The sequence below is a fragment of the Lacticaseibacillus parakribbianus genome, assembly GCF_025490915.1.
GTDB classification, from domain to species: Bacteria; Bacillota; Bacilli; order Lactobacillales; family Lactobacillaceae; genus Lacticaseibacillus; species Lacticaseibacillus parakribbianus.
This window is the reverse complement of the sequence record NZ_JANQBA010000002.1, coordinates 311,775-323,503: the sequence shown is the minus strand read 5'-3', so window position 1 is coordinate 323,503 and position 11,729 is coordinate 311,775. Positions and strand designations below refer to the sequence as shown.

Here is an 11,729-nt window from a genome sequence, read left to right as displayed (position 1 = left end):
GAAGTGCGGTGGCGATAGCGAGAAGGATACACCTGTTCCCATGCCGAACACAGAAGTTAAGCTTCTCAACGCCGAGAGTAGTTGGTGGGTGACTGCCTGCGAGGGTAGGAAGCTGCCGCGCTTCATTTATGGAGGATTAGCTCAGTTGGGAGAGCGTCTGCCCTACAAGCAGAGGGTCACAGGTTCGAGCCCTGTATCCTCCAGTGCCCCACGGGCATTGGATCAGTAGTTGATTCACATGAGCCGTTAGCTCAGTTGGTAGAGCATCTGACTTTTAATCAGAGGGTCGACAGTTCGAGCCTGTCACGGCTCATTTTCATTAGAATTGAAATCTGCGGGTGTGGCGGAACTGGCAGACGCGCTAGATTTAGGTTCTAGTGGTTAATACCGTGGGGGTTCGAGTCCCTTCACCCGCATTTGCCGACTTAGCTCAGCTGGCAGAGCACCTGTCTTGTAAACAGGGGGTCGGAGGTTCGAACCCTCTAGTCGGCAGCAGTTGAATATTTCGCGGAAGTAGTTCAGTGGTAGAACATCACCTTGCCATGGTGGGGGTCGCGAGTTCGAATCTCGTCTTCCGCTTTTCACTTTCCGCCGGGATGGCGAAACTGGTAGACGCACAGGACTTAAAATCCTGCGGTAAGTGATTACCGTGTCGGTTCGAACCCGACTCTCGGCATGGTCATATTAATACGCACCCATAGCGCAACTGGATAGAGTGTCTGACTACGAATCAGAAGGTTGTAGGTTCGACTCCTACTGGGTGCATTCCGGCTCGCCGGAAAGCAATTGAATAGCGGTAATGCGGAAGTAGTTCAGTGGTAGAACATCACCTTGCCATGGTGGGGGTCGCGAGTTCGAATCTCGTCTTCCGCTTCATCGGGAAATAGCTCAGCTTGGTAGAGCGCTACGTTCGGGACGTAGAGGTCGTGGGTTCGAATCCCGTTTTCCCGATAAGCCAAGAAGGATCGACGTGCAGACGCCGATCTTTTTTTGCGTTCGCTTTTTTGGCCAACCATGGCTATAATGAAAGTCAAGATTAGTCAGACTCTCGACAAAGGAGGTGTCGTATTGCAAGGGCAGAACATGTCGGACGTGATCGAGCAGTACCTGAAGGCGATGCTTCAGGCCGAGCGGCAGGTCGAGATCTCGCGAGCCGAGGTCGCAGACCAGTTCAATTGCGTCCCGTCCCAGATTAATTACGTGATCAAGACCCGCTTCACTCCGGAGCGGGGTTACGTGGTCAAAAGCAAGCGTGGCGGCGGCGGCTACATTCGCATTCACAAGGTCAGCCAGCTGTCCGACCAATCGCTGGTGTGCCTGATGGCTCAGAAGTTGCCGGAGACGCTGGGCGACGCGGCGGCTCAGCGCATGCTACAGCAGCTGTACGAGGCCGGGCTGGTGAGTCGCCAAACCGGGACCGCGATGCTCAACGTGCTGAGTCCCCAGGTACTGGCCCAGCCCGACGCGGTCAGCGAGGGCCGGCTGCGAGCCAGGCTGATGCGGGCGTTGCTTGACAGCTTGCGCTACGGCCGCTAGCTGGTCTTGCGGTCGCCCGGTCCGGCTGGCGCAACCGCGCTGCCCGACCGGGATTGCCGCACCGCACCGCCGCGGTTGCACCGCGACTGCGAACTGTGACTTAATAGTAGATGAACGTTTGTGTTGAACCGATCCCAGGGATCAAAGGAGTTTGCGTATGGACAACTTATTCACCCCTAGTGCTAAAAACGTCTTACAAATCGCGCAGGATCAGGCCAAGGCCTTCCACCACCACGCCGTCGGTACCGAGCACCTTTTGATTGCCCTGGTGATCGAGCCCGAGGGCATCGCCGGCAAGACCCTGCGTCAGCTGTCGGTCACCGAGGCCGATGTGCATGACGAAATCGAACGCTTCACCGGCTACGGCACTAGCGCCGGCAGCAGCACTGCCAAGGACGCCTACCTGCCATACTCGCCTAAGGGCAAGGAGATTTTGAGCTTCGCCGGCGACGAGGCCAAGCGGCTCGGCGCCTTGAAGATTGGCACCGAGCACATCCTGCTCGGCCTGTTGCGCGAGGATGACATCCTGGCGGCCCGGATCTTGCAGAACCTGGACCTGAGTCTGGCCAAGACCCGTCAGCTGGTGCTGAAGAAAATGGGTATTTCGGATGCCCCGGCCAAGCACAAGGGCGGCCCGGCCGCCCGGCCGGCCCGGGCAGCCAGCGCCGGCACCCCGACACTCGATGGTCTCGCGCGAGACCTAACCCAGCTGGCCCGGGAGAACAAGATGGATCCCGTGGTCGGCCGCGACAAGGAAGTGCGGCGTCTGGTCCAGATCCTGGCGCGTCGCACCAAGAACAACCCGGTTTTGATCGGTGAACCAGGCGTCGGCAAAACCGCCATCGCCGAGGGCTTCGCCGAGAAGATTGTGGCCGGGCAGGTCCCGGCCGACATGAAGAACAAGCGGCTGATGATGCTCGACATGGGGTCTTTGGTTGCCGGCACCAAGTACCGCGGCGAGTTCGAGGACCGGCTCAAGAAGGTGATCGACGAGATCTACCAAGACGGGCAGGTCATCTTGTTCATCGATGAGCTTCACACGCTAATCGGCGCCGGTGGGGCGGAAGGCGCGATCGACGCCTCCAACATTTTGAAGCCAGCGCTGGCTCGCGGCGAGCTGCAGCTGATTGGCGCGACAACCCTGGACGAGTACCAGAAGTACATCGAAAAGGACGCGGCGTTGGAGCGGCGCTTTGCCACCATTCAGATCGACGAGCCGAGCCCGGCCGAGGCCGAGCAGATTCTGCAGGGCTTGCGGCCGCGCTACGAGGCGCATCACGGGGTGACCATCACCGACGCGGCGCTGCACGAGGCCGTCGTGCTGTCGACGCGCTACATCGCCAGCCGCTTCCTGCCGGACAAGGCGATCGACCTGATCGACGAAAGCGCCGCTAAGGTTCGCCTGGACGAGGCTGATAAGCCGACCAAGGCCGACAAGCTGCAGGCCAAGCTGCAAGACACCGTTGCCGCCAAGAACGAGGCCATCATGCACCAGGACTTCGAGTTGGCCGCCACCATCCGCGAGAAGGAGCAAAAGCTTCGCGCCAAGCTCGAGACCGACTCGACCCAGGCCGGCGCCGTTCGCACCGACGTTCAGGTGACCCCAGAGGACGTGGCCGAGGTCGTCTCGCAGTGGACCGGGGTGCCGGTCACCCAGATGCAAAAGAAAGAAAGCGAGCGGCTGGTCAACCTGGAGAAGGTCCTGCACGAGCGGGTCGTCGGCCAGGATGAGGCGGTGTCGGCCGTCGCCCGGGCGATTCGCCGGGCCAGAAGTGGCCTGAAGGACCCGACCCGCCCAATTGGCTCCTTCATGTTCCTCGGCCCCACCGGTGTCGGCAAAACCGAGCTGGCCAAAGCCCTGGCCGAGGCGATGTTCGGATCCGAGGACGCGATGATCCGCGTCGACATGTCTGAGTACATGGAAAAGTATTCGACCAGTCGCCTGATCGGGGCGGCGCCGGGCTACGTTGGTTACGACGAGGGCGGTCAGCTGACCGAGAAAGTTCGCAACAAGCCTTACTCGGTCGTGCTCTTGGACGAGGTCGAAAAGGCCCATCCGGATGTCTTCAACATCCTGCTGCAGGTGCTGGACGACGGCTTTTTGACCGATTCCAAGGGCCGGCGCGTCGACTTCCGCAACACGATTTTGATCATGACCTCGAACATCGGGGCCACCGCGCTGCGCGACGACAAGAGCGTCGGCTTCGGGGCGGTCAACGGCGCTGGCGACTTCAAGGCGATGAAGTCGCGGATGCTGCAGGAGCTGCGCCGGGCGTTTCGGCCTGAGTTCCTCAACCGCATCGATGAGACCGTGGTCTTCCACAGCCTCAACAAGGACGAGCTGCACGAGATCGTCAAGATCATGGCCAAAAACGTGCTGCACCGCCTGTCCGACCAGGACATCACGGTCAAAATCACGCCGGCCGGCATTAACGCGGTCGCCAAGGCCGGCTTCGATCCCGAGTACGGGGCCCGGCCGATTCGCCGGGCGTTGCAGCGAGACGTCGAAGACGAGCTGTCCGAGCTGCTGTTGACCGGCCAGGCCAAGGCCGGCGACACCATCACCATCGGCGCCAAGAAGGGGAAGCTGACCTTCGGCGTCCGGCCGGCGGCACCGGCGGAACCGGTCAACGCTTGACAAACAAACACCGAATCTGGTACCATTAGTGCAATTGCATTTCGGTTAGGATGTGGCTGCGTCGATCTATTGTCCGGCGTAGCGCAAATAAAAACGCAAAAGTAGCGGCACGGCACGACTACTTTTCGTTTTTTTTTGCTCAAAACGCCGCCCGACCAGCAGATGTAACCTAACTGTAATATTTGACGGTACCGTAAATCTATGAGGGGTGAACAAATTTGGTAGGACACTTAGTGAATTACGGCAAGCACCGCACCCGCCGTTCCTATTCCCGGATCAAAGAAGTACTCGATCTGCCCAACCTGATCGAGATCCAGACGAACTCATACCAGTGGTTCTTGGACGAAGGCCTGAAGGAAATGTTCGACGACATTATGCCGATCGAGGACTTCCAAGGCAATCTGTCGCTGGAATTCGTCGATTACCAGCTGCTTGAGCCAAAATACACGGTTGAGGAGGCGCGTCAGCACGACGCGAACTTCTCCGCACCGCTGCACGTCACCCTGCGCCTGACCAACCACGAAACCGGTGAGATCAAGTCCCAGGATGTCTTCTTCGGCGACTTCCCGCTGATGACCAAGCAAGGGACCTTCATCATCAACGGCGCGGAACGGGTCATTGTTTCCCAGCTGGTTCGCTCGCCTGGTGTCTACTACAACAGCGCCACCGACAAGAACTCCCGTGTGACCTACGGAACCACCGTGATTCCAAACCGCGGCGCTTGGCTGGAATACGAAACCGACGCCAAGGATCTGGCCTACGTGCGGATCGACCGCACCCGCAAGATCCCGATGACCGAGCTGGTGCGGGCGCTGGGCTTTGGCGCCGACCAGGACATCATCAACATTTTCGGCGACAATGACTCCCTGATGCTGACGCTTGAAAAAGACGTTCACAAGAACACCGAGGACTCCCGCACCGACGAGGCGTTGAAGGACATTTACGAACGCCTTCGCCCAGGCGAACCGAAAACCGCGGACTCCTCTCGCTCGCTGCTTTACGCGCGGTTCTTCGATCCAAAGCGCTACGACCTGGCCAACGTCGGCCGCTACAAGGTTAACAAGAAGCTGAGCCTGAAGACCCGGCTTTTGGGCCAGACTTTGGCCGAGACCCTGGCCGATCCCGACACCGGCGAAGTGATCGCCGCCAAGGGCGACAAGATCGACCGCCACGTGATGGACACGCTCGGTGGCTACCTGGACCGTGACGACTTCAAGACCGTCACCTACCAGCCGTCCGACCAGGGTGTGGTGACCGAGCCGATGACCATTCAGGTGGTCAAGGTTTACTCCCAGGTCAACCCCGAAAAGGAAATCAACCTGATCGGCAACGGCCACATCGACAAGAAGGTCAAGTACCTGACCCCGGCCGACATCATCGCCTCCATGAACTACTTCCTGAACCTGCAGGAAGGCCTCGGTGCCACCGATGACATCGACCACTTGGGCAACCGCCGCATCCGTTCGGTCGGCGAGCTGCTCCAAAACCAGTTCCGCATCGGGCTGTCCCGCATGGAGCGTGTCGTGCGTGAGCGGATGTCCATCCAAGACACCGCCACCATCACGCCGCAGCAGCTGATCAACATCCGGCCGGTCGTTGCTTCGATCAAGGAATTCTTCGGGTCCTCACAGCTGTCCCAGTTCATGGATCAGACCAACCCGCTGGGCGAGCTGACCCACAAGCGCCGCCTGTCTGCCTTGGGCCCTGGTGGTCTGACGCGTGACCGCGCCGGCTACGAAGTGCGAGACGTTCACTACACCCACTACGGCCGCATGTGCCCAATCGAAACGCCAGAAGGCCCGAACATCGGGCTGATCAACAGCCTGGCGTCCTACGCGGTGGTCAACCCGTACGGCTTCATCGAAACCCCGTACCGCCGTGTGTCTTGGACCGATCACCGCGTGACCGACAAGATCGACTACCTGACCGCCGACGAGGAAGATAACTACGTTGTGGCTCAGGCCAACGCGCCTTTGACCGACGACGGGGCATTTGCCGAAGAGACCATTTTGGCTCGTAAGAAGGACGAGAACATCGAAACGACCGCCGAGCACATCGACTACATGGACGTTTCGCCTAAGCAGGTTGTCGCCGTCGCGACCGCCTGCATCCCGTTCCTTGAAAACGACGACTCCAACCGTGCCTTGATGGGTGCGAACATGCAGCGCCAGGCCGTGCCGTTGGTCGACCCACACGCGCCACTTGTCGGCACCGGCATGGAGTACAAGGCCGCCCACGACTCCGGGATTGCCGTTTTGGCTGAACACCCAGGGACCGTTGAATACGTCGACGCCAAGGAGATTAGCGTTCGCCGCGACGACGGCGCCTTGGACAAGTACAAGCTGATGAAGTTCCGGCGCAGTAACGCCGGCAAGAACTACAACCAGCGCCCGATCGTTCGCCTCGGCGACAAGGTCGACGCCGACGAAATCATCGCCGACGGCCCTGCGATGGAGAACGGCGAGCTGGCCCTGGGCCAAAACCCGATCATCGCCTTCATGACCTGGAACATGTACAACTACGAAGACGCGATCGTGCTGTCCGAGAAGCTGGTCAAGGAAGACGCCTACACCTCGATTCACATCGAGGAGTACGAATCAGAGGCCCGCGACACCAAGCTCGGCCCTGAAGAGATCACCCGCGAAATTCCGAACGTCGGCGACGACGCCCTGAAGGACCTCGACGAGTTCGGGATCATCCGCATCGGGGCGGAAGTCCGCGATGGCGACATTCTGGTCGGCAAGGTCACCCCTAAGGGCGTTACCGAGCTGTCCGCTGAGGAACGCCTGCTCCACGCCATTTTCGGGGAAAAGGCCCGCGAAGTTCGCGACACCTCCCTGCGGGTTCCGCATGGCGGCGGCGGCATCATCCAAGACGTTCGCATCTTCACCCGCGAGGCCGGCGACGAGCTGGCGCCTGGCGTGAACATGATGGTCCGCGTCTACATCACCCAGAAGCGCAAGATTCAGGTCGGCGATAAGATGGCCGGCCGTCACGGCAACAAGGGGACCGTCTCCGTGGTTGTGCCTGAAGAAGACATGCCGTTCCTGCCTGATGGCACCCCGGTCGACATCCTGCTTTCGCCAATGGGTGTGCCATCCCGTATGAACATCGGGCAGGTGCTCGATCTTCACCTGGGGATGGCCGCTAAGAAGCTGGGCATCCACGTGGCAACGCCGGTCTTCGACGGCGCCAACGATGATGACCTGTGGGCCACCGTCAAGGAGGCCGGCATGGCCTCCGACGGCAAGTCCGTCCTGTACGACGGCCGCACCGGCGAGCCGTTCGAAAACCGCGTGAGCGTCGGTGTCATGTACTACATGAAGCTCGCCCACATGGTCGACGATAAACTCCACGCCCGTTCCATCGGGCCTTACTCTCTGGTTACGCAGCAGCCGCTGGGTGGTAAAGCCCAGTTCGGCGGTCAGCGTTTCGGGGAAATGGAAGTTTGGGCCTTGGAAGCCTACGGGGCGGCTTACACCCTGCAGGAAATCCTGACCTACAAGTCCGATGACGTCGTTGGGCGGGTCAAGACCTACGAGGCGATCGTCAAAGGCGAACCGATTCCTAAGCCTGGGGTGCCTGAATCCTTCCGCGTTTTGGTCAAGGAGCTGCAATCCTTGGGCCTGGACATGAAGGTGCTGGACGCCGCCAAGAACGAAATCGAGCTGCGCGACATGGATGACGAGGACGACGACGTGGTATCCGTCGACGCCTTGGCTAAGTTTGCCGCCCAGCAGGAAGAAAAGAAGGCCCAGGAGGCTGCCACAGCCGCCACCGAGCAACACGACGAACACTAGGAGGTTAGCCCTTTGATTGATGTCAATAAATTCGAAAGCATGCAGATCGGCTTGGCCTCGCCGGACAAGATCCGCAGCTGGTCGTACGGGGAAGTCAAGAAGCCCGAGACGATCAACTACCGGACGCTGAAGCCCGAACGCGATGGGCTGTTCGACGAGCGAATCTTTGGGCCGACCAAGGACTGGGAGTGTGCCTGCGGGAAGTACAAGCGCATTCGCTACAAGGGCATTGTCTGCGACCGTTGCGGCGTCGAAGTGACCCGCAGCAAGGTGCGGCGCGAGCGCATGGGCCACATCGAGCTGGCCGCGCCGGTTTCCCACATCTGGTACTTCAAGGGGATCCCGAGCCGCATGGGTCTGGTCCTCGACATGTCCCCGCGGGCGCTTGAAGAAGTGATCTACTTCGCGTCCTACGTGGTGATCGATCCCGGCGACACGGCGCTTGAGAAAAAGCAGCTGCTGACCGAGCGCGAGTACCGCGACAAGCGCGACGAGTACGGCAACGTCTTCAATGCGAAGATGGGGGCCGAGGCGATCAAAGAGCTGTTACAGGCCGTTGATCTGCCCAAGGAAGTCGCCGAACTGAAGGAAGACCTGAAGTCCGCCCAGGGCCAAAAGCGGACCCGTGCGATCCGGCGTCTGGACATCCTCGACGCGTTCCTGGAATCCGGCAACGATCCGGCCTGGATGGTCATGGACACGATTCCGGTCATCCCGCCAGACCTGCGGCCGATGGTTCAGCTCGAAGGTGGGCGCTTTGCCACCAGTGACTTGAACGACTTGTACCGCCGCGTAATTAACCGCAACAACCGTCTCAAGCGGCTGCTCGACTTGAACGCGCCGAACATCATCGTTCAAAACGAAAAGCGCATGCTCCAAGAGGCCGTCGACGCCTTGATCGATAACGGGCGTCGTGGCCGTCCGGTCACCGGCCCGGGCAACCGACCGCTGAAGTCCCTGAGCCACATGCTCAAGGGGAAGCAGGGGCGGTTCCGTCAGAACCTGCTGGGCAAGCGTGTCGACTACTCCGGCCGTTCCGTCATCGACGTCGGCCCGACCCTGAAGTTCTACCAGTGTGGCCTGCCGCGTTCCATGGCGCTTGAGCTCTTCAAGCCGTTCGTGATGCGCGAGCTGGTCGCCCGTGAGATGGCCTCCAACATCAAGAACGCCAAGCGCAAGATCGACCGTGAAGACGACGACATCTGGGACGTTTTGGAAGACGTGATCAAGGAGCGGCCGGTTCTGTTGAACCGCGCCCCTACGCTGCACCGTCTGGGGATTCAGGCCTTCGAGCCGGTCCTGGTCGACGGCAAGGCGATGCGCCTGCACCCGCTGGTGTGTGAAGCCTACAACGCCGACTTCGACGGCGACCAGATGGCGATTCACGTGCCGCTGTCCGACGAGGCCCAGGCCGAGGCCCGGCTCTTGATGCTGGCCGCTCACCACATCCTGGCACCTAAGGATGGTAAGCCAATCGTGACGCCTTCCCAGGATATCGTTTTGGGTAACTACTACCTGACGATGGAGCAGAAGGGCCGCGAAGGCGAAGGCATGATCTTCAAGGATGCCAACGAAGTCCTGATGGCGCTGCAAAACGGCTACGTTCACCTGCACAGCCGCATTGCCATCGCCGTCAACTCGATGCCGGACAAGCCGTTCGAGGATGCTCAGCGCAATAAGCTGATGGTGACCTCCGTCGGCAAGGTGATTTTCAACGAAATCATGCCGGCCGACTTCCCGTACCTGAACGAGCCAACCCAAGACAACATTGTCAACGGCGTCCCGGACAAGTACTTCCTGAAGCCGGGTGAAGACCTTGACGCCTACCTGACCGATGCCCCGCTGATTCTGCCGTTCAAGAAGGGCTTCTTGTCCGACATCATCGCGGAGGTCTTCAAGACCTACAAGGTGCAGCGGACCTCCGACCTCTTGGACGACATGAAGACCCTGGGTTACACCCAGGCGACCCACTCCGGTCTGACCGTCGGCGTGGCCGACGTGCCGAACCTGCCTGAAAAAGGCGAGATCGTTGAGGCGGCCCACAAGAAGGTCGCCACCGTGTCCAAGCAGTTCCGTCGTGGACTCATCACCGACCAGGAACGCCACGACCGTGTGATCACGATCTGGAACGACGCCAAAGACGACATTCAGCAAAAGCTGATCGACGCCTTTGACCCGACGAACCCAATCTCCATGATGAGTGACTCCGGGGCCCGTGGTAACATCTCGAACTTCACCCAGCTTGCCGGGATGCGTGGCCTGATGGCGGCGCCAAACGGCGGGATGATGGAAGTGCCGGTCCTGTCGAACTTCCGTGAAGGCTTGTCCGTCATGGAAATGTTCATGTCCACCCACGGGGCCCGCAAGGGGATGACCGATACCGCGCTGAAGACCGCCGACTCGGGTTACCTGACCCGGCGTCTGGTCGATGTGGCCCAGGACGTCATCGTTCGCGAGGAAGACTGTGGCACCGACCGCGGTCTGCTGGTCACGGCGATCCGCGAAGGCAACGAAATGATCGAGCCGCTTTACGATCGTCTGGTCGGCCGTTACACGCAAAAGACCGTTTACGATCCAAAGACCAAGGCCGTCATCGTGCCAAAGGACACCCTGATGGACGAAGACGCGGCCCAGGCCGTGGTCGACGCCGGCGTTGAGGCCGTCACCATTCGTTCCGTCTTCACCTGCGACACCAAGCACGGTGTCTGCCAGAAGTGCTACGGCCGCAACATGGCTACCGGCACCCAGGTCGAAGTCGGCGAGGCCGTCGGGACCGTCGCTGCCCAGTCCATCGGCGAACCTGGTACGCAGCTGACCATGCGTAACTTCCATACCGGCGGCGTTGCCGGCGGCGAAGATATCACGCAGGGGCTGCCACGTGTCCAGGAAATCTTCGAAGCCCGCAACCCTAAGGGGCTGGCGGTCATCTCCGAAGTTGACGGTGAAATCACCGCCATCGACGAGAACCCGGCTGAACACACGCGTGAGATCACGGTGAAGGGCGAAACCGACACCCGGACCTACAGTGTGCCTTACGCCTCCTCCGTGGCGGTGGCCGAAGGCGATCACATCGATCGCGGCGGCCGCCTGACCGGTGGCTCGATCGACCCCAAGCAGCTGATTAAGGTTCAAAACGTCATTTCGACTGAAAACTACCTGATCAACGAAGTGCAGAAGGTTTACCGGATGCAGGGGGTTGAAATCGGCGATAAGCACGTCGAGGTCATGGTGCGGCAGATGCTGCGCAAGATCCGCGTGATGGATCCAGGCGACACCGACATTTTGCCGGGGACGCTTTTGGACATCGCCGAATTCACCGAACGCAACAAGCAGACCCTGGTTCAAGGGGGCATTCCGGCCACCGGTCGCCCGGTTCTGCTCGGGATTACCAAGGCCTCCCTGGAGACCAACTCCTTCCTGTCGGCGGCTTCCTTCCAGGAAACCACCCGTGTCCTCACGGATGCCTCGATCCGCGGCAAGAACGATCCGCTGGTCGGCCTCAAGGAGAACGTCATCATCGGGAAGATCATTCCGGCCGGTACCGGGATGGCGACCTACCGTCACATGGAACCCAAGACCGTCGGCACCGTATCCGACAGCGTCTACTCAATTGCCGACATCGAAAAGCAGATGAAGGACAAGGAGGCAGCCAAGGCTGCCGCCAACACCGACACCCCGACTCAAGACTAGGCGACACTAAAAGAGGCACCGGCCAGCGCAATGCGCTTGTCGGTGCCTCTTTGCGTGGCCGCTGG

Annotated in this window: 4 protein-coding genes, 9 tRNA genes and 1 rRNA gene; all 14 read left to right on the top strand. The window is 60.2% G+C overall.

Annotation, left to right across the window (positions count from 1 at the left end; genetic code table 11):
* Window positions 1-4 precede the first annotated feature (4 nt).
* Window positions 5-121: ribosomal RNA gene (gene rrf / locus NUH19_RS03510) — 5S ribosomal RNA — on the top strand.
* Window positions 122-130: 9 nt separating this feature from the next.
* Window positions 131-203, top strand: a tRNA-Val gene (locus NUH19_RS03505).
* Between the two features lie 37 nt (window positions 204-240).
* Window positions 241-313: transfer RNA gene (locus NUH19_RS03500), tRNA-Lys, on the top strand.
* A 21-nt stretch (window positions 314-334) separates the two neighbouring features.
* Window positions 335-416: transfer RNA gene (locus tag NUH19_RS03495), tRNA-Leu, on the top strand.
* A 3-nt stretch (window positions 417-419) separates the two neighbouring features.
* A tRNA-Thr gene (locus NUH19_RS03490) sits at window positions 420-492 on the top strand.
* 15 nt (window positions 493-507) lie between these two features.
* A tRNA-Gly gene (locus tag NUH19_RS03485) sits at window positions 508-579 on the top strand.
* Window positions 580-590: 11 nt separating this feature from the next.
* Window positions 591-676, top strand: a tRNA-Leu gene (locus NUH19_RS03480).
* 15 nt (window positions 677-691) lie between these two features.
* Window positions 692-765: transfer RNA gene (locus NUH19_RS03475), tRNA-Arg, on the top strand.
* A 36-nt stretch (window positions 766-801) separates the two neighbouring features.
* Window positions 802-873, top strand: a tRNA-Gly gene (locus NUH19_RS03470).
* Between the two features lie 4 nt (window positions 874-877).
* Window positions 878-951: transfer RNA gene (locus NUH19_RS03465), tRNA-Pro, on the top strand.
* Window positions 952-1,068: 117 nt separating this feature from the next.
* Complete coding sequence (locus NUH19_RS03460; RefSeq protein WP_262315161.1) at window positions 1,069-1,536, top strand: CtsR family transcriptional regulator; 468 nt, start codon at window positions 1,069-1,071, stop codon at window positions 1,534-1,536.
* A 157-nt stretch (window positions 1,537-1,693) separates the two neighbouring features.
* The gene (locus NUH19_RS03455) at window positions 1,694-4,174 is read left to right on the top strand and encodes an ATP-dependent Clp protease ATP-binding subunit (protein WP_262315160.1); all 2,481 of its coding nucleotides are present in this window, start codon (window positions 1,694-1,696) and stop codon (window positions 4,172-4,174) included.
* Between the two features lie 218 nt (window positions 4,175-4,392).
* Window positions 4,393-7,974: a DNA-directed RNA polymerase subunit beta gene (gene rpoB / locus NUH19_RS03450; RefSeq protein ID WP_262315159.1), complete on the top strand. Its 3,582-nt coding sequence runs from the start codon at window positions 4,393-4,395 to the stop codon at window positions 7,972-7,974.
* A gap of 12 nt (window positions 7,975-7,986) precedes the next feature.
* Complete coding sequence (rpoC, locus tag NUH19_RS03445) at window positions 7,987-11,664, top strand: DNA-directed RNA polymerase subunit beta' (protein WP_262315158.1); 3,678 nt, start codon at window positions 7,987-7,989, stop codon at window positions 11,662-11,664.
* Window positions 11,665-11,729: the final 65 nt, after the last annotated feature.